At 61.1% G+C, this 17,821-nt stretch carries 14 protein-coding genes and 3 tRNA genes; 7 read left to right on the top strand and 10 right to left on the bottom strand.

Annotation, left to right across the window (positions count from 1 at the left end; all coding sequences use genetic code 11):
* Positions 1-139: 139 nt before the first annotated feature.
* Positions 140-1,540 carry an extracellular solute-binding protein gene (locus V8Z65_RS07595; protein WP_338723553.1) on the bottom strand — a complete coding sequence of 467 codons (1,401 nt, stop codon included), beginning with the start codon at positions 1,538-1,540 and terminating at the stop codon, positions 140-142.
* 337 nt (positions 1,541-1,877) lie between these two features.
* Between V8Z65_RS07595 and ugpC the strand changes: the two genes are divergently transcribed.
* Positions 1,878-2,936, top strand: a complete 1,059-nt coding sequence (gene ugpC / locus V8Z65_RS07590; RefSeq protein ID WP_338723551.1) for a sn-glycerol-3-phosphate ABC transporter ATP-binding protein UgpC — start codon at positions 1,878-1,880, stop codon at positions 2,934-2,936.
* A 164-nt stretch (positions 2,937-3,100) separates the two neighbouring features.
* Positions 3,101-3,907, top strand: a complete 807-nt coding sequence (locus tag V8Z65_RS07585) for a FadR/GntR family transcriptional regulator (protein WP_338723549.1) — start codon at positions 3,101-3,103, stop codon at positions 3,905-3,907.
* A gap of 331 nt (positions 3,908-4,238) precedes the next feature.
* On the opposite strand, the gene V8Z65_RS07580 is transcribed toward V8Z65_RS07585, so the two are convergent.
* From V8Z65_RS07580 to V8Z65_RS07560, 5 genes are all read right to left on the bottom strand, one after another.
* Positions 4,239-4,315: transfer RNA gene (locus V8Z65_RS07580), tRNA-Asp, on the bottom strand.
* 205 nt (positions 4,316-4,520) lie between these two features.
* Positions 4,521-4,596: transfer RNA gene (locus V8Z65_RS07575), tRNA-Val, on the bottom strand.
* Between the two features lie 137 nt (positions 4,597-4,733).
* A complete protein-coding gene (locus tag V8Z65_RS07570; protein ID WP_046104301.1) occupies positions 4,734-5,006 on the bottom strand; it encodes an HU family DNA-binding protein in 273 nt (90 codons plus the stop codon).
* A gap of 201 nt (positions 5,007-5,207) precedes the next feature.
* Positions 5,208-6,407 carry a Tet(A)/Tet(B)/Tet(C) family tetracycline efflux MFS transporter gene (gene tet / locus V8Z65_RS07565; RefSeq protein ID WP_338723547.1) on the bottom strand — a complete coding sequence of 400 codons (1,200 nt, stop codon included), beginning with the start codon at positions 6,405-6,407 and terminating at the stop codon, positions 5,208-5,210.
* 148 nt (positions 6,408-6,555) lie between these two features.
* Positions 6,556-8,028: an NAD(P)H-hydrate dehydratase gene (locus tag V8Z65_RS07560; protein WP_338723546.1), complete on the bottom strand. Its 1,473-nt coding sequence runs from the start codon at positions 8,026-8,028 to the stop codon at positions 6,556-6,558.
* Positions 8,029-8,330: 302 nt separating this feature from the next.
* Between V8Z65_RS07560 and V8Z65_RS07555 the strand changes: the two genes are divergently transcribed.
* Both V8Z65_RS07555 and V8Z65_RS07550 read left to right on the top strand, forming a co-directional pair.
* A complete protein-coding gene (locus tag V8Z65_RS07555; protein WP_338723545.1) occupies positions 8,331-8,840 on the top strand; it encodes a PilZ domain-containing protein in 510 nt (169 codons plus the stop codon).
* Between the two features lie 99 nt (positions 8,841-8,939).
* Positions 8,940-9,590: a PilZ domain-containing protein gene (locus tag V8Z65_RS07550; RefSeq protein ID WP_338723543.1), complete on the top strand. Its 651-nt coding sequence runs from the start codon at positions 8,940-8,942 to the stop codon at positions 9,588-9,590.
* A gap of 85 nt (positions 9,591-9,675) precedes the next feature.
* Here V8Z65_RS07550 and glnA read toward each other — a convergent pair whose 3' ends face one another.
* Positions 9,676-11,085, bottom strand: coding sequence for a type I glutamate--ammonia ligase (glnA, locus tag V8Z65_RS07545; protein ID WP_338723541.1), 1,410 nt, complete (start codon positions 11,083-11,085; stop codon positions 9,676-9,678).
* 71 nt (positions 11,086-11,156) lie between these two features.
* Complete coding sequence (locus tag V8Z65_RS07540; RefSeq protein WP_067452386.1) at positions 11,157-11,495, bottom strand: P-II family nitrogen regulator; 339 nt, start codon at positions 11,493-11,495, stop codon at positions 11,157-11,159.
* Positions 11,496-11,811: 316 nt separating this feature from the next.
* Between V8Z65_RS07540 and V8Z65_RS07535 the strand changes: the two genes are divergently transcribed.
* A tRNA-Leu gene (locus tag V8Z65_RS07535) sits at positions 11,812-11,896 on the top strand.
* Positions 11,897-11,942: 46 nt separating this feature from the next.
* Positions 11,943-13,322, top strand: coding sequence for a trigger factor (gene tig / locus V8Z65_RS07530; RefSeq protein WP_338723538.1), 1,380 nt, complete (start codon positions 11,943-11,945; stop codon positions 13,320-13,322).
* Between the two features lie 100 nt (positions 13,323-13,422).
* Here the strand turns inward: tig and V8Z65_RS07525 are convergent, their stop codons facing one another.
* Both V8Z65_RS07525 and V8Z65_RS07520 read right to left on the bottom strand, forming a co-directional pair.
* Positions 13,423-14,934 (bottom strand): ABC-F family ATP-binding cassette domain-containing protein, encoded by a 1,512-nt coding sequence (locus V8Z65_RS07525; protein WP_338723979.1) that lies wholly within the window; start codon positions 14,932-14,934, stop codon positions 13,423-13,425.
* A gap of 266 nt (positions 14,935-15,200) precedes the next feature.
* Positions 15,201-15,371 carry a hypothetical protein gene (locus V8Z65_RS07520; RefSeq protein WP_338723537.1) on the bottom strand — a complete coding sequence of 57 codons (171 nt, stop codon included), beginning with the start codon at positions 15,369-15,371 and terminating at the stop codon, positions 15,201-15,203.
* Between the two features lie 301 nt (positions 15,372-15,672).
* Here V8Z65_RS07520 and parE point away from each other — a divergent pair, with 301 nt between their 5' ends.
* Positions 15,673-17,691: a DNA topoisomerase IV subunit B gene (gene parE / locus V8Z65_RS07515; protein WP_338723536.1), complete on the top strand. Its 2,019-nt coding sequence runs from the start codon at positions 15,673-15,675 to the stop codon at positions 17,689-17,691.
* Positions 17,692-17,821: the final 130 nt, after the last annotated feature.

Genomic DNA, 17,821 nt, shown 5'->3' with positions numbered 1-17,821 from the left:
TTCCATGCCCGCACTCCATCCCGGGCGCAGTAACGGCCCGGCCGACAATAGATAGAAGCTGCCCGGCCAAGGCCGGCGCGGGCAGCACGTATTGAATGGCAAAGGGCGGGATCGCTTTCGCGTCCCGCCCCCAGGCCAATTACATGATGCCGCCTTCTTCGAAGAGCTGGACGATCTTGTTGTGTGCGTCGGTAACCGCTTCCTGGGACGTCATACGCCCGGCAATCACATTGCCCATGGACTGCTCCAAGATGCCCTGGGCGCGGATGGCGTCGATCTGTGCCGCAGGCTGAGCGGGCCAGGATGGGCCAATAAACGGATCGGGCACGCTGACCTGGTCCTTGATGATCGCATAGTTCGGATCGGCCGCGATCAGGTCGGGGGTCCAGAGCTTTTCATAGGCCGGCATGAACAGGCCACCGGCAACCGAGGACATCGGGGTGAAGTTTGCCGGGTCAAGCAGGTCGAGGGCCAGCTTCTTGGCAAGCTCGACGTTCGGCGCGCCTTTGAAGATGGTCAGCCAGCCGCCTACGGCACCACCATCGCGGCTATCGCCGTCATTGGCGTTAGGCTGGCGGAGCAGAACCGTGTTCGGGAAGACCGGGTTGTTGTCCCGCTTGGCCGCGGCATAGACCGAGAACGCGTTGTGCGTGTAGCCGACGCTGCCGGCGAGATAGGCCTCGTTATTGGAGATATCGCCCCAACTCTCGACGCCCGGCGGCAGCATGGCGGCATATTTGCCGTTGCGGTCATACGTCTCGCGAACGAATTCATAGGCGGCCACTGTTTCAGGAGAGTCGAACTCGACCTTGGTGCCGCTGGCGTCGGTGAAGTGACCACCAAAGGCGTTCAGGATGCCGGAGGCTACGCCCCAGCCGTCGCCGGACTGGTTGACCGTCAGGCCCCAGCCCCAGAAACCATTGTCAGGGTCGGAGATGGCAAGGGCGGCCTCGCGGCGCTGTTCCCAGGTGTCGAGAGTTTGCGGATCGATGCCCTTTTCAGCCAGCTTGTCGCCCCTGAAGAAGGTGCCGGTGGTGTTAGCTATGAACGGAATGGCGACCCAGCGACCATCGATCTTGCCGGACTCTTCGGCGTTTATGCCCTGCATGACATTGCCGTAGCGGCTGATGGCCTCCTCGACGACATCATTGACGTCTTCGAGCAGCCCCAGCAAATGCATCTGCGGGACAGAAACATTGCTCGTATAGGCCAGATCGGGCGGATTGCCGGCGCGTACCGCCGCGGACATCTTGCCCAGGAAATCGCCAAAGGCTTCGGGGTTGGTGGTGGAAATATCGAGCTCCACACCATTGTCCGCAGCGAAACCGGCCACGGCATCGCGGAACAGGTTCTGAGCGGCCTCGAAATATTCGGTACGATGAATGACCGTGAGCTTGCCGGCACTGCCCGTGGGCAGATCCAGCTCGGCGGGCGCATCCTGAGCGAAGGCGGGAAGTCCCCGGCTCCCCGCCCATAGGCCTAGACCGGCGGCACCGCCGCCCCGCAATACGTCACGCCGAGTAAACTTGCTTGATGACATGGTTCCAATCTCCTCCAAAGCGGAACATGTGACCGGCATCAGCACGCCAGAGCGCTGCTGCAGAGCATGCCTATTGCTTGTCCGGTCCCTCCCAACGGGGCCTATTCCCTCTCCCCGTATTCACCGCAATGCCCTCTTTTGTCCCAACATTGACGGTCAATAGTCGAATGATTAGGCAGACCAATCCCATTCGTCAATATATTGTCGGACAAAATGCTTGTTTCAGCTCAATGTGTCGATTACAAAAAGCTGGGCACCGGGCCGCCGGTGCATGATGGAGAGAGGGCGCAGCCGACCGGAGAAAGCCGGTGCGCATCAGCAATGTGAGGGGGATCGGATGGGCGCAGTCACTATCCGCGATGTGAGAAAGAACTACGGCAATCTCGAGGTGCTGCACGGCATATCCATTGACATTGCCGATGGCGAATTCGTGATTCTGGTTGGCCCGTCGGGCTGCGGAAAATCGACCTTGCTGCGCATGATCGCCGGCCTCGAGGACATTACGGCCGGTGAAATCGAGATCGGCGGACAAGTTGTGAATGACCTGGCGCCAAAGGACCGTGACATCGCCATGGTGTTTCAGTCCTATGCTCTCTATCCCCACATGACAGTTGAAGAGAATATGGGCTTTTCGCTCAAGCTGGCCCGCTTCCCCAAGGACGAGATACGCGCGCGTGTGGCTAATGCCGCCAGCGTGCTCGGGCTGGAAGCCTATCTTGAACGCTATCCCCGGCACTTGTCGGGCGGGCAAAGACAGCGCGTCGCCATGGGTCGGGCGATCGTGCGCAATCCGCAGGTCTTCCTGTTTGACGAGCCGCTGTCCAACCTCGATGCCAAGCTGCGCGTGCAGATGCGCAGCGAAATAAAGATGAACCATCGCCGCCTGGGCACGACGACGGTCTATGTGACCCACGATCAGATCGAGGCCATGACGATGGCCGACAGGATCGTGGTCATGCGGTCGGGACATGTGGAGCAGATCGGCAGCCCGCTGGATCTCTATGACACGCCCAATAACCTGTTCGTAGCCGAGTTCATCGGATCGCCTGCCATGAATATTCTGGACGGCACGATCAAAGGGGAAACGTTCGCAATGCCGGACGGCACCGCTATTCCACTGGGTTCGGACGTGCCGCATGCGCCGCAGGGCCCGATAAAGCTTGGCATTCGGCCGGAGCACCTGCGGCTGGATGCAGGCGGGCTGCAGGCCGAGGTGCTTGTGGTTGAACCGACAGGATCGGAAACGCAGGTTGCGCTGCGCCTGGGCGAACAGGAACTTGTCGGCGTCTTTCGGGAACGCATTCCGATGAGCCCGGGCGATATGATCGGGATCAGCATTTCCAGCGATCAAGCGCACCTGTTTGACGCAGAATCCGGGCGACGCCTAACCCGCTAGAAGATCTTGGGGGACCCTGGCCGGTCAATCGATGCACAGGGCGCTTGGCTGCCATCGGTAGCGCGGCGTTGTCATGTCGCGCTTTTTTTCGCAACACTGAACAGATATGGGGATACCTGAGAACCGCCCTGCCCTTGCGGCACCAGATCTGATCGATACTTTTTATGGCCTTTAGCGACCTTACCGCAGACGAATTCGCTCGACCCGACCACAATCCCGCTGTTGAAAGGCTGATCTCTCCCCAATCGAGCAGCAAGGCCGACGCGAAGGTCCTGCAGCAACTGGGTCGCGAGATCGTCACCGGCACTTATCCCGCCGATGAGCGGATGCCTGACGAAGCCAGCATGCTGGCCAGATATGACGTGAGCCGGACCGCCCTGCGGGAAGCGTATGCGCAATTAACGGCCAAGGGGATGATCGTGGCCAAGCCAAAGGTCGGCACAACGGTAACGCTGCCGATCTACTGGAACATGCTCGATCCCGATGTGCTGCTTTGGCATCTGGATGCCAAGCCGCTCAGTGATATCGCCATGACGCTGCACCCTCTGCGCCGCATGGTCGAGCCTGGCGCGGCAGCGCTGGCCGCTCAGATGCGCACAGAAAGCGAGCTGGAGCGCCTGGACTATGCCTATGAGCAGATGAAAAGCGCCGGCCGCGATCGCGAAGCGCTGATTGCAGCCGATCTGCGCTTCCATCTGGAGATTCTGAGCGCGACGCACAATCCGTTTATCGGAGCGTTCAACACTTTGCTGAGTACGGTGATGCAGCGCACGCTCACACTCGGCTGGGACGGGGTGGAGGCAGCCACGCTGAAGCCGGCAAGGCTGCTGCAACATCAGGACGTGCTGGAGGCCATCCGGCAGCGTAATCCGGACATGGCGAAAATGCGCATGGAGATCCTGGTGGACGATTCGCTCCAGGACATCATGCTCGGCCTGGAGCAGGTCCCTGGCCACGCCACGAGGCGCTGACACATGACGGCGGTGGCCGGAATGGGCGATGATACGCCCCGGCCCCCAGCAGGACATCTGGAGCATAAGCAGTAGCCATAGGTGCCGCGCATCAGGACGCGGCGCTCACCCGCCCGGCAACGCGCGTGAGGCGGCGTGCTGAGGTATGCTGGCGGCTTGGTTGGCAGTGTTCCCCATTGTGCGGGCCTGAGGGGCCAAGCGTGGCGCAGGCGACAAGACCGACAGATGCATCGCCGAACACGCGCTGCACAAGCGCGCTTGGGCGGTGAGGATCAACCGCTTAAAACCACAGGAACATTGGAGGAAGCGATGCGCAAACCCTGGAAAAGGGTGGCGCGAGAGACGGGGCTCGAACCCGCGACCTCCGGCGTGACAGGCCGGCGCTCTAACCAACTGAGCTACTCCCGCAGCGCTTGCGAACAAGTCGTTCGCGCAACGTGGCGTCCATGTACTGGGCGCCCATGGGGAAGTCAAGCACCCTGCCCGTATTCTGTCGCAGAATTTCTACAAACGCGGCCCGCGGCTGTGGAAAACCTTGTACCTTCAATGAGAAGGCGCGGAAAATTAGAGTGCTTTTTGAAGTGGGCGGCCGCCGCGCCGTGGCGGCGGATAATGGTGGGCGATGACGGGCTCGAACCGCCGACATCTTCGGTGTAAACGAAGCGCTCTACCAACTGAGCTAATCGCCCTCAGGGCCGTTCGGGCCATGGGATCGGCGCCCTGATTAGGGTGCCCGCTCCTGCCCGTCAACTGACTTTTGCAGAAATGGAAACGGCCCCGACGAATACCGCACGGGGCCGATCGCCAAATCAGGCAAGGCGCGGTCTTAGTTGATCGCGTCCTTGAGGCCTTTGCCGGGCTTGAACTTGGCCTGGTTCGAAGCCGGAATCTGAATCTCGGCACCGGTTGCAGGGTTGCGGCCGGTCGAAGCCTTGCGCTGGGAGACGGCAAAAGTGCCGAAGCCAACCAGACGAACTTCGTCGCCACCCTTGAGAGCGGCAGTAATGGCTTCGAACACTGCGTCAACCGCTTCGGCGGCCTGTGCTTTGGTGATCGTAGCCTTGTCGGCAACGACGCCAACCAGATCGTTTTTGTTCATAGCGTTTCCTCACAGTGAATGCCCGCCGTCTCTGGCGAACGAAAACGCCGACAACCTTTTGTGATTCTGCGTGGAACGCAAGGAAATCCGGGGGTTTTCGGCTGCCCGACGGTGCAAAACTGTTAATGGACTGGAAAAAATGCCCCTGCAAGCCCGTATTGGCGCAAAAGCCCAGTTATCCGGGGGTTGTCCCCGCTTTGCCTATATTGATGGGGCCAGTGTGGTTGCTGGAGGGCGGCGGATGCCGGCCATGAGCGGCAAGGCGAGCAAATAGATGCCTATCGCCACCAGCCAGATCGCACCCGGCCAACTCGGCCGGAGCCCATGATAGATAAAGCTGAAGAAGATCGGCCCGAACACTGATGCCAGACTGACCAGGCTGGCCAGCACGCCCTGCAATTGTCCCTGCCGATCCGAATCGACCTGCCTGGTGGTCAGCGATTGCAGCGCGGGCATGCCAATGCCCCCCATGGCAAAAATCGGGGCCATGGCAAATAGAATCCAGCCCTGGCTCGCAAAGACCAGCGTGAGCATGGCGCCGGTCTCGAAGGCCATGCCGACCAGCAGCGCCCAGCGCTCGCCGAGGCGCTTGACGGCGGGCCCGGTCAGGAAGGCCTGGGCGAGGGCATGAAACACACCGAAGGCGCCAAGCGAGAGGCCAATGGTCATACCGTTCCAGGCGAACACATCTTCGCTGAAGATCGCCCAGGTCGTGCCATAGACCGTGCCAACCAGATTCATGATGAAATAGATGGCCATGAGCGGAATGAGCGCCTTGAAGGTCAGCGCCCAGGCCAAGGGTTTAAAGGGATTGAGCGTATCCCAGGTGAAACGGGTGCCCTTCTGGCCGGGCCGGGATTCGGGCAGGACGAACAGCGCCAATGCGAAATTGATTGCATTAAGCGCCGCGGCGGCCAGGAAGGGCGAGCGCAGCCAGATATCGCCAAGCAGACCGCCAATGACCGGGCCGATGATAAAGCCGATCCCGAACATGGCGTGGAACAGGCCAAAGCGACGGGCCCGCTCCTGCTCGCTGGAAATGTCGGTGATATAGGCCGTGGCCACGGCCATATTGGCACTGGTGACGCCGGCAATGGCGCGGCCAATGACGAGCAGCCACAGCTCGGGCGCAACGGCCATGATCAGGTAGTCGATGGCCGCCCCGGCCAGGGAAACCAGAAGAACGGGACGGCGCCCAAAGCGGTCGCTCAAAACGCCCAGAATCGGGGAGAAGAGGAATTGGCATGCCGAATAGAGCGCCAGCATGACACCGAGAATGGTGGCAATGTCGGTTGTGTGCCCAACCTCGCGCAGCAGCGCGGGCAATATCGGGAAGATCAGACCGATACCGACGGCATCGAGCATGACCGCTGCCAGAATGACGACCAGCGCCCTGTTCATGAATGTGCTCCGAATAGTCCGCCGCGTCGGGCCAACCCAGCCGTGCCGGCACCCGCCAGGCCGCTGATTTAGTGACGCGACAGATAGTTAGCAAGGCCAGGATCAATGATTGGCCTTTGGCCGTGTCATTGTGCGTCAGGAGCGTGGTCTATTGGAGGCGTTTGAGCACCGGCGGCAGTTGAGGAGGCAGATCTTCGCTCAACATGCCAGGGCCGCCAAAATCGGCTGCCGCCTGGGCATGGAGCCAGACCCCCGCACAGGCCGCCTCGAAGCCGGCCATGCCCTGGGCAAGAAGGCCGGCCACAATCCCCGCCAATACGTCGCCCGCGCCAGCCGTTCCCAGCCAGTAAGGAGCATTGTCGTTGATGGCGGCGCGCCGATCCGGCGCTGCGATCACCGTGTCCCTGCCCTTGAGGATGATGGCGGCGCCGGAGCGCTCGGCGGCCAGCCGCGTACGCTCCAGCTTATCGCCTGCGGCCTGAGGGAACAGGCGTGAGAATTCGCCTTCGTGCGGGGTCATAACGACCGGGGCCTGCCGCCCGGCTATGGCGGCGAAAAGCTCGTCGGGGTCCCCCGCGAAGCTGGTCAATGCATCAGCGTCCAGAACAATGGCCGCGCCGGAGGCGAGAGCCGTCAGCACATGAGCCCGGGTGGCATCGCCGATGCCGGCTGCCGGACCGATGACGTAGGCATTATGCCGGCTATCGGCCAGAATCTCAGCCGTATCGACCGCGGTGGACACCGGCCGCAGCATGATGGCGGTGACGTGGGCCGCATGGATCTTGAGGGCCTCCTCGTCGCCGCAAAGCGTAACCAGACCAGCACCAATCCTGAAGGCACCCGAGGCGGCCAGCCTTGCGGCACCGGTCTGGAGGGCGCTTCCTGACATGACAACGACGTGGCCACGGTCGAATTTGTGGCCATGCCTGTTTGGCCTGGGCAAGGACCAGAGACCAGGGGCATTGTGCCAGAGGCGGGGCTGGATTGTTTGCAATACCGTAAGGGGAATACCGATATCGCCGACCATGAGCGTGCCGCAGAGGTCGCGCCCGGGCAGAAGCAGATGGCCCGGCTTGCGCCGGAAGAAGGTTACAGTCGAATGCGCCTTTATCGCTACGCCGCGTGCCGCGCCGGTGCCGCCATCGACGCCACTGGGGATATCGACGCTCACCACCGGCAGGCCGGACCCGTTGACGGCCTCGATGGCCTCGCCAAGCGCCCCGGCCACGTCGCGGTCCAGGCCTGCCCCGAGAATGGCATCGATCACCAGCGCCGTTCCCGCCAGCACCGGCAGGCCGGACTCGCAGGGACCATCCCAGCGCGCGGCCATGGCGGCGGCGTCACCGCGCAGGGATTTTAAAGATGTCGAGAGCCAGAGCCGCACCGGCCAACCATTGGCCTGCAACAGACGCGCGATAACGAAGCCGTCTCCGCCATTGTTGCCCGGCCCGCACAGGACCAATACGGGGCACGGCGCATAGGTGGCCAAAATGGCGTCCACGACCACCCTGCCCGCCCGCTCCATCAACTCGGAGGACGGCACGCCATCCTGGACAGCCAAGGCATCGGCCTGGTCCATCTCGCGGGGTGTCAGCAATGCATGGGCGGACTGATCGGTCATCAAAATCGACTCAAACCTGGTTTGCGGGGCGTTCCAAGCTTCGGATTAGGAACAAATTTACAGTGCTCGGGTCAACTATTCGCCCATTGGGAAAACTCCTTAAGGAGCGCACCCTCGATCGAGCTGGACGTGACACTTGGGAAGGGGGCCCCATGTCATTGATCGCTGCATTTGATGACGCGAGTCAAAGCGTATCCGCCAGGCTGCATGATGTGCGTTTCATCGGCGCGCTGGGCGGCCGGTATGCCTTGCCCGAACGACGAGCGTCGGAAAATTCCCGGTTACCGGTTTATGCCTGCCGATTGTGTTCAATTTCCACCCGCATGATGGTTACGGTCGGCCCCATGGTGGGCCGGGAAGGCGAAAGGGTCTCGGCGCATTTCAACGAGTTCGGCATGCTGCGCGGCCGGATCACGCGCCGGCTTTCGTCCGGATTCGTAACGGAGCTCGATATGGATGGCGCCGAGCGCGAAAAGCTCGCCGCGAAGATCGACTGGCAGAAAAAATACGTACATGCGCAAGTGCCCGACAAGCGCGCGCATAGGCGGTTCCTGCCGCGCGATCCGCGCAGCACGATTGTATTGGCGGATGGTCGGAGCATAGCCTGCTTCATTATCGATTTGTCCCGCTCCGGAGCCGCCGTCTCTGCCCATTATTGGCCCGATCTGGGCACGCCAATGGCTCTGGGCCGCGTCGTCGGCCGCGTCGTGCGGCATCTGGAGGTCGGGTTTGCACTGCAGTTCATCCAGCTGCAAAATGTCGACGAACTGGAAGCCTTGACCAGGCCGGCGCCCGAGCCGGAAAAAGCGTAAACCAAGCTTTACCGATTTCGTTAAAATGCGCACGAGCCGTGCAAGACGGCGTTGACAGGGCTGGGGCATGCTCTTGGGACAACCAGAGGGAGATCGGCAGTGCCCGAAGTTCTGGAACGTCCGACGATTGCCCTGCACGGTATCGCCACCGTTGCCGGCCGCTATGTTATCGGTGCTCAGCAGACCCATCCCGGCGTCAATTTATTCGCCTGCAGGCTGCGCATGATCGGGAGTGACACGCTGCGCGCCACGGCGCCAGTCATTCCTCAAAGGGGTGAACTGGTGACGGCCAGCTTCAATTCCTTCGGTGCCCTGACCGGCAGGGTGTCCCGCCAGTTCGACGATGGTTTTGAACTGAGCCTGGAACAGAGCGAGGACGAGCGGGAGCGGTTGAACGCCCGCATAACCAGCTTCAGCGAAAAGCTCTGGACCACGGAAACGGACCGGCGCGTGGCGCAGCGCGTCATGCCGAGCAATCCGCGTACGGTCATCGCGCGGCCCGATAATTGGTCGCAGCCCTGCCTGATCGTCGATTATTCGATTTCCGGCGCCGCCGTGTCAGCGGCCTTTCAGCCTGAAGTGGGCGAAATCGTCACAGTGGGCCGGGTCACCGGCGAGGTCGTGCGGCTCTTCGATTTCGGCTTTGCCGTGCGCTTCTTCGAGCCGCAGGATGCCGAACACCTGGAAGGCCTCCTGGAGGCCCCGGATGAATGGCGGGACGTGATGCGCCGGACATTCCAGGCCGTCTAGACCGTCCACATTCGCCACATCACGGAACGCACCAAAAAGAAAAGGGGCCCGCAAGGCCCCTTTCCTACTGTCGCACTCGATCGCCTTAGGCGGAGTAGTACATTTCGTATTCGACCGGATGCGGGGTGTGCTCCATCTTGATCACTTCCTGCATCTTGAGGTCGATATAGCTGTCGATGAAGTCGTCATCCATGACGCCCCCGACCTTGAGGAAGTCGCGGTCGGCCGACAGGCTTTCCAGAGCTTCACGCAGCGAACCGGAAACGGTCGGGATTTCCTTGAGCTCTTCCTTGGGCAACTCGTAGAGGTCCTTGTCCATCGGGTCGCCCGGGTGGATCTTGTTCTTGATGCCGTCGAGGCCGGCCATCAGCAGCGCAGTGAAGGCCAGGTAGGGGTTGGCCATCGGATCGGGGAAACGCACTTCCACGCGCTTGGACTTGGGCGACTGGCCGAAGGGGATACGGCAGGAGGCCGAACGGTTGCGGGCCGAATAGGCCAGCAGCACGGGGGCCTCGAAGCCCGGCACCAGACGCTTGTAGGAGTTGGTGGTCGGGTTGGTGAAGGCGTTGACGGCCTTGGCATGCTTGATCACGCCGCCGATGTAGTAGAGGCACTCCATGGAGAGGCCTGCATATTGGTCACCCGCGAAGAGCGGCTTGCCGTCCTTCCAGATCGACTGGTGGCAGTGCATGCCCGAACCGTTATCGCCATAGACGGGCTTGGGCATGAAGGTTGCGGTCTTGCCATAGGCATTGGCAACCTGCTGCACGGCATACTTGTAAAGCAGGACGTCGTCGGCCGACTGGATCATCGGCTTGAACTTCATGCCGAGCTCGTGCTGGGCCGAGGCCACTTCGTGGTGGTGCTTTTCGATGATGACGCCCATCGAGCCCATGGCCTCGAGCATTTCGCCGCGCATGTCCTGGGCGCTATCGAGCGGCGGAACCGGGAAATAGCCCTTCTTCAGGCCGATATGGTGGCCGTTATTGCCGCCTTCATATTCGGCATTACTGTTGACCGGCAGTTCCGAATGATCGACCGAGAAACCCACATTGTAGGTCGAGGTCGAGTACTTCACATCGTCGAAGATGAAGAATTCGGGCTCGGGGCCGAACACGACCGAGTCGCCAATACCCGAGGATTTGACCAGGGCTTCGGCCTTCTTGGCGATGCCGCGCGGATCGCGGTTATAGGGCTGGTAGGTCGAGGGCTCGAGAATGTCGCAGTTGATCGCCAGAGTCGGGGCGGCGAAGAACGGGTCCATATAGGCCGAGCTCGGATCGGGCATGAGCACCATGTCGCTTTCGTTGATGGCCTTCCAGCCAGCAATCGAAGAACCGTCGAACATCACGCCTTCTTCGAACATGTCAGCGTCAACCACCGACGCGTCCATGGTGACGTGCTGCAGCTTACCGCGCAGGTCGGTGAAGCGCACATCGAGGTATTTGATGTTCTCGTCCTTGATACGCTGAACAATATCGCTTCCGGTGGTCATTAGGTCTTCCCCTGTCAAATGCGGAATGCTTGTTGCTGTTGGTGGCGCGATGCGACTGGAAGGGAGAGCCCTTACAGCGCGTCGTCGCCGAATTCGCCAGTACGAATACGAATGGCTTGCTCGATGGAGTAGACGAAGATCTTGCCGTCGCCGATGCGACCGGTTTGCGCGGCGACGCGGATCGCCTCGATGGCCTTTTCGGCCAAGTCATCGGGACAAACGACTTCGACTTTCACCTTGGGCAGGAAATCCACCACATATTCAGCGCCGCGATAGAGCTCGGTATGGCCCTTCTGGCGCCCGAAACCCTTGGCCTCGGTCACGGTGATGCCCTGCAGGCCAACTTCCTGCAGCGCTTCTTTGACTTCGTCGAGCTTGAACGGCTTTACGATAGCCTCGATTTTTTTCACTCTTGCCTCCACAGGCCGATTTCGGCGTTACCGCCACATGCGTATGCACGGGTTGTGCCAGCACAGAACAGGGTCGAAAACGCTCTGTATTCCAGTCTCTTAGCGCGAAGGCCGCTTTCGGTTGGACAAAGCAGCAATCGGGACGATGATTAAATGTTGTGCATCGCGGCTATTCTCTAATCAATCGAATAGCAGGGCAAATGCACGAGTGCCGCACAAATGGGCGGCCTGTTGATCAAGCCGCGCGCCAATCATGCTTTGACTGGCTTTCACTCTTCATATAGATGCAACGCCAACCCGGCCGACGGGGACCCTTGCGGGTGTGGCGGAACTGGTAGACGCACTGGATTTAGGTTCCAGCGCCGCAAGGCGTGGAGGTTCGAGTCCTCTCACCCGCACCATATGGCCCTCGGCCAATAAGATTAATCAATACGGGATCAGACCCCAATGCAGGTAACCGAAACCCTCAACGAAGGCCTGAAGCGCAAGCTGAGCGTCACCATCCCGGCAGCGGATCTCAATTCGCGCCTGGACGCCAAGCTCGAAGAGCTCAAGGGCCAGGCCAATATCAAGGGCTTCCGTCCCGGCAAGGTGCCGACCGCGCACCTGAAGAAGGTTTATGGCCGCTCGGCCATGTCCGAAGTCATGACCGACGCGATCAACGCGACCGTGTCCGACACGCTGGACAAGCGCGAAGAACGCGCCGCCGCTCAACCCAAGGTGGACCTGCCGGACGACCAGGGCGTCATCAATGACGTGCTCGATGGTAAGGCCGACCTGGCTTTCGAAGTCGAATATGAAGTGCTGCCGCCCGTTACCCTGATGGATATCAAGGGTGTCAAGCTCAACAAGCCGGTGGTCGAGGTTACCGACGAGGAAGTCGAAACCGAAGTGAAGCGCGTTTTCGCGCAGAACCGCGGCTATACCGACAAGGGCGACGATGCCGTCGTCGCCGAGGGCGACCGTCTCGGCCTGAGCTTTGTGGGCAAGATCGGCGGCAAGGAATTCGAGGGCGGCTCATCCGACCACGCGCACCTGACCGTCGGTTCTGGCGAATTCATCCCCGGCTTCGAAGAGCAGCTGGTTGGCATGAAGAAGGGCCAGACCGGCGAAGTGAAGGTGACCTTCCCCAAGGATTACCAGAACGAAGAACTGGCCGGTAAGAAGGCCACTTTCGAGGTCACGATCCTGCATGTCGACGGCCCCAATGACGGCGAGCTGGACGATGATTTCGCCAAGCGCCTGGGCCTTGAAGACGTTGCCGCCCTGCGCAAGGCGGTTCGCGATCAGATGGAGAACGCTCTGACCTCCATGGGCCGTCAGCACATGAAGCGTCAGGTTCTCGATGCCCTGGACGAAGGCCACAAGTTCGAGGTTCCAGCGCAGCTGGTCGAGGCCGAGTTCAACACGATCTGGCAACGCGTCGTGCATGAGATTGAGCATCATGGCCGGTCCTTCGAAGACGAAGGCACGACCGAGGAAGAAGCCAAGGAACAGTATCGCCGCATTGCCGAGCGCCGCGTGCGCCTGGGCCTGGTGGTTGCCGAGATCGGCAATACCAATGATGTGCAGGTGAGCGACGAGGAGCATCAGCAGGCGCTGATCACCGAAGTCCGCCGCTTCCCCGGCCAGGAACAGCAGGTTTACGACTATTACCGGAAGAACCCGCAGGCCCTCGCCAGCCTCCGCGCCCCCATTTTCGAGAACAAGGTCGTTGACCACATCATCGAATTGGGCAAGGTCACCGACAAAAAGATGACCCGCGACGAATTGGCCAAGCTGATCCAGGCCGACGAGGACGAGGTCCCCGAGGAGCACCACCACTAAGGTGTTCCAACGCTGAATTGAAAAGGCCGCCTTTGGGCGGCCTTTTTGTCTATATAGCTGCACCGAGCGGCAAAGATCGGCACCGTCCCTCCAGACCTGCCTATCCTGCCATATCCGCAAGGAACTGATCGGGCCCGTCGACTTCAACCAGCTTTCTCCGCTCGATCAGCAGGAACCGCGTGCCAACGGCCTTGAGGAAGGCGCGGTCGTGGGTGACAAGGATGGTTGTGGCCCCCTGCTCCCGAATATCGGCCTCAAGCTGTTCCTGCCCCGGAATATCCAAATGATTGGTGGGCTCATCGAGGAGATAGAAGTTCGGCTTTTCAAGACGAAGGGCAAGTAAGGCCAAGCGAGCGCGCTGCCCCAGGGACATGGTCCGGATCGGCTTGGTTTGCCTGTCGGGCGGGAAACCCGCGCCAGCCAGCAAAGCGATCGTCCGCCTGTCTCCTTCATCGAAGCGATGCAAAAGGTAATCCAACGGTGACGGGTCTAGCGGTAGCCAGGCCAGTGCCTGATCGAGATAGCCAGGCATGAGTTGCGGGCTGATGCGCAGCCCGTCGGGCACTGCTCCACCCAAAGCCTCCGTGACAATCCGCATGCATTGCGATTTTCCGGTGCCGTTCCGGCCCAGAAGGACGATGCGATCCCCCTGGAAGATGTGCAGCTTTTCGACCGTGAAGAGTGGCCGGCCGTCCGGCGTGGCGACGGGAACATCCTGGAAGGCCATCATCACCCGGGCGTCGGCGCCGCTATTGCCGAGCTTAACCAGTCCGGTCCGGTCCCGGTGGATCTCCTGAACCTGGGTTTCGATCTTTTCGGCACGGTCGCGCAATTGCTTGGACTTCACGGTCAGCAGGTCGCTGCCCGAATTGATGCCGATATTGGTGAGCTTGGCCGCTTGCTTGCGCAATTGCGCGGCCTGTTTCAGGTCACGCCCTCGCTGCGCCTCGACCGCGGCATCGATCTGATCGAGTTCGGCGCGCGCGGCCGAATAGGGCAAAGGCAGATAGACCTGCTCGCTGGGCCGCAAAAACAGTGTGCGATTGGTCGTGGCGTCGAGGAAAGCGCGATCATGGCTGGCAATGACCAGCGGAATATTGCGCGCGGCGTAACCAAGCCATTCCTCGAGCATAAGGATCCGTCCGAGATCGAGATGGTTGGTCGGTTCGTCCAGAAAGAGCGCGTCGGGCTGGGTGACCCAGGCCCGAGCGATCAGCGCCATGCGCTGCCAGCCACCGCTCAGAGCGTTCAACGGCCTGTCGCGGTATTCGGGGGGAACGGAAAGCTCGTCGAAAACGACATCGACGCGCCAGCTCTCGCTTACAAGAGTGTCCGGATCGAGGGCCGCAGCCACAAATTCGGCGGCCGTTTGACCCAGGGCCGGTTTGGGCACGTCCTGGGGCATATAGCCGATGGTGAGGCCACGCGAGCGGGTGATTTCGCCCTCACTGAGTTCGGCCTCTCCGGCCAGGGCGCGCAGCAAGGTGGTCTTGCCCCTGCCATTGGGCGCGACGAGCCCGATGCGGTCACCATCGGCGATGGTCAGATTCAGATTGGAAAAGAGGATTTCGCCCGCGCGGTGGCCGGCATTGCGGAGATTGACATGGCCCATGATGTTCACTCACTGGTGCAGCGCCCAATGGGGCGCCAATTGCCTTGGGGAGAGCGCCCTGGCGAAAACCAGGCCGCCTGTGCGGGCAAACCAGAGGATGGGAACGAGTGCGCGTCCGGACCAGCCTGGTCAGCCCTGCAGCGTCTGCCGCAGGGCGTAAACGGGGCCACGCGTGCGATGCGTCTGGAACATAGTCATCTGCAGCCTCCCCGGTTTGAGTGAACGAGAACACACCTAACCGCGTTGCAAAAGCAACGCAAGCCAGGTCAGGCAAAATAGAAAAGCAGGCTCGCGCCGATTACGGCGCCGAGGCGCGAAACACGGAAACTGGCCAGCCGGTACGCAATACTTTCAAATCCGGCTACCGGCCAATATCCGAGCGACGCAGAACCGACCTTGACCGATTGATACGCAATACCCGGCTGTTCGGTTCGCATACGGCAACTCCAGACAAAAAACCGTATGTCCATCGGTTTATCAGCGCGCGCTTAAGAAAGTGCTTTCAAGAAGGAAACGAGCGGTAAACTTGCCGGCCTATCTTGGGACGAAACTGTCTCAATCTGGCCGGGCGGGGCGGATCGTCTGAAGCGTCGCAAGGTTCATCTCCCGTTCCGCTTGACGGAGGGACAAACCGCCTTGGCTGTGGGAATTGGCGGGACGGCCAGACCCTCGGAAATGCCTGCTATATGCTAGAAGATGGACCTGCCCGATTCGGGCACGAACCTTTATGGAAAGTGCATGACGCCAGATCTCTTCGGAAGCGCCGCTCCCAATCCGGAACCACGCAAGGAAACGACACCGGCCAAGCCCGCCGTCCGTTCCGGCGCGGAGCCGCCTGCGGAATATGGCGCCTCCGATATCGAGATCCTCGAAGGCCTCGAGCCTGTCCGGCGGCGCCCGGGCATGTATATCGGCGGCACCGACATCAACGCCTATCATCACCTGTTTGCCGAGGTGATCGACAATTCGATGGACGAGGCCATTGCCGGCCACGCCACCCGGATCGAGGTGCATCTGGGCGCGGATGGATACATCACGGTTACCGATAATGGCCGCGGCATTCCTGTCGAAAAGCACCCGAAATTCCCAAACCGCTCGACGCTCGAGATCGTGCATACGGTGCTCCATGCCGGCGGCAAGTTTGACAGCAAGGCCTATGAAACCTCGGGCGGCCTGCATGGCGTGGGCGTTTCGGTGGTGAACGCACTCTCTGACGACATGACCGTCGAGGTGGCGCGCGACCAGCAGCTCTATCGCATCCACTTCTCGCGTGGCCTGGTGGTGGAAGACGTGGTCAATGTGGGGCGGGTGCAGAACCGCCGTGGCACGATGACCCGATTCCATCCCGATCCGCAGATTTTCGGTCCAACCGCGCATTTCTCGGCGGGCCGCATTTTCCGCATGACGCGCGCCAAGGCCTATTTGTTCGGCGGTGTGGAACTGCGCTGGAGCTGTGACGAAAGCCTTGCCGGCGAAGATGTCCCGGCCAAGGCGGTGTTCCATTATCCCGATGGGCTCAAGGATTATATGAGCGCCCGTATCGAGGGCGAGACGCGGATCACCGATGATATCTTCGCCGGTCGCAGCGGCAAGCCGGGCAGTCACGGTTCGGTGGAATGGGCCATTGCCTGGACCATTGGCGATGGCGGGGTGCAGTCCTACTGCAACACCGTGCCGACGCCCGATGGCGGCACCCATGAAGCAGGCCTGCGCATGGCGCTGCTGCGTGGGCTCAAGAACTATGCCGAGCTCACCAAGAACAAGGGTGCGGCGAACCTGACGGCCGAGGACGTGCTGACAAGCTGCGCGGCCATGCTGTCGGTTTTCGTGCGGGAACCTGAATTCGTTGGGCAAACCAAGGACAAGCTGGCCTCGGGCGAGGCGACGCGTATTGTGGATGCTGCTCTTCGCGATGCGTTTGACCATTGGCTGGCCGCCTCGCCGCAGCAGGCCGGTAAACTGCTCGACTGGGCCATTGAGCGGGCCGAGGAGAGGCTGCGCCGCCGCAAGGAAAAGGAAATCGACCGGGCCAGTGCCACGCGAAAACTGCGCCTGCCCGGTAAATTGGCCGATTGCACCCAGAATGCGGCCCAGGGGGCGGAATTATTCATTGTCGAGGGTGACTCGGCGGGCGGGTCGGCCAAGCAGGCGCGCAACCGCGCCAATCAGGCCGTGTTGCCGCTGCGCGGCAAAATCCTCAATGTGGCGGGCGCCAGCCGCGACAAGCTGGCCGCCAACCAGTTGATTGCCGATCTGGTGCAGGCGTTGGGCTGCGGCACGCGCGATCGCTATACAGAGGACGACCTGCGTTACGACAAGATCATCATCATGACCGATGCTGACGTTGATGGTGCTCATATCGCGTCGCTGCTGATTACGTTCTTCTTCCAGGAAATGCCGCGGCTGATCGAAAACGGACATCTTTATCTAGCCCTGCCCCCGCTTTATCGCATCAGCCAAGGCGGCAAGACGCTTTATGCGCGCGACGACGCACACCGGGCCGAGCTTATGGCGAGCGAATTTACCGGCAAGGGCAAGATCGATACGACGCGCTTCAAAGGCCTGGGCGAAATGCCCTTTGCGCATTTGCGGGAAACCACCATGTCGCCCAAGACGCGGACGCTTCTGCAGGTCAAAATACTCGATGACCGGGACGCGACGCGGCATACAGTGGACCGTCTCATGGGCTCCAAGCCTGAGGCCCGTTTCGAGTTCATCCAGGAGAATGCCGCCTTCGTGACGGACCTGGACGTCTGAGCCGCCTTAACCGCGTTGCCAATCGCATGTCCAAGACCGTTGACAGTCAAGGGGTTTGCGCTATGGTCCGCGCCGCTGAGCAATTCCTTGGGGCCGCCTTACAGGACCCCTACCGGTGTTCCCTCAGCGA

This window comes from Devosia sp. XK-2, from assembly GCF_037113415.1.
In the GTDB taxonomy this organism is placed as follows: Bacteria; Pseudomonadota; Alphaproteobacteria; order Rhizobiales; family Devosiaceae; genus Devosia.
Note: the sequence above shows the minus strand (reverse complement) of the source record. Positions and strands in the feature narration are given on the sequence as shown.

What these genes read in the sequence shown, in the direction of transcription:
- V8Z65_RS07525 (WP_338723979.1), bottom strand. Translation starts at nt 14,934, where the DNA reads ATGGGCCATGTCAATCTCCGCAATGCCGGCCACCGCGCGGGCGAAATC.
- V8Z65_RS07595 (WP_338723553.1), bottom strand. Translation starts at nt 1,540, where the DNA reads ATGTCATCAAGCAAGTTTACTCGGCGTGACGTATTGCGGGGCGGCGGT.
- tet (WP_338723547.1), bottom strand. Translation starts at nt 6,407, where the DNA reads ATGAACAGGGCGCTGGTCGTCATTCTGGCAGCGGTCATGCTCGATGCC.
- parE (WP_338723536.1), top strand. Translation starts at nt 15,673, where the DNA reads ATGACGCCAGATCTCTTCGGAAGCGCCGCTCCCAATCCGGAACCACGC.
- V8Z65_RS07585 (WP_338723549.1), top strand. Translation starts at nt 3,101, where the DNA reads ATGGCCTTTAGCGACCTTACCGCAGACGAATTCGCTCGACCCGACCAC.
- glnA (WP_338723541.1), bottom strand. Translation starts at nt 11,085, where the DNA reads ATGACCACCGGAAGCGATATTGTTCAGCGTATCAAGGACGAGAACATC.
- V8Z65_RS07520 (WP_338723537.1), bottom strand. Translation starts at nt 15,371, where the DNA reads ATGCGAACCGAACAGCCGGGTATTGCGTATCAATCGGTCAAGGTCGGT.
- V8Z65_RS07560 (WP_338723546.1), bottom strand. Translation starts at nt 8,028, where the DNA reads ATGACCGATCAGTCCGCCCATGCATTGCTGACACCCCGCGAGATGGAC.
- tig (WP_338723538.1), top strand. Translation starts at nt 11,943, where the DNA reads ATGCAGGTAACCGAAACCCTCAACGAAGGCCTGAAGCGCAAGCTGAGC.
- V8Z65_RS07570 (WP_046104301.1), bottom strand. Translation starts at nt 5,006, where the DNA reads ATGAACAAAAACGATCTGGTTGGCGTCGTTGCCGACAAGGCTACGATC.
- ugpC (WP_338723551.1), top strand. Translation starts at nt 1,878, where the DNA reads ATGGGCGCAGTCACTATCCGCGATGTGAGAAAGAACTACGGCAATCTC.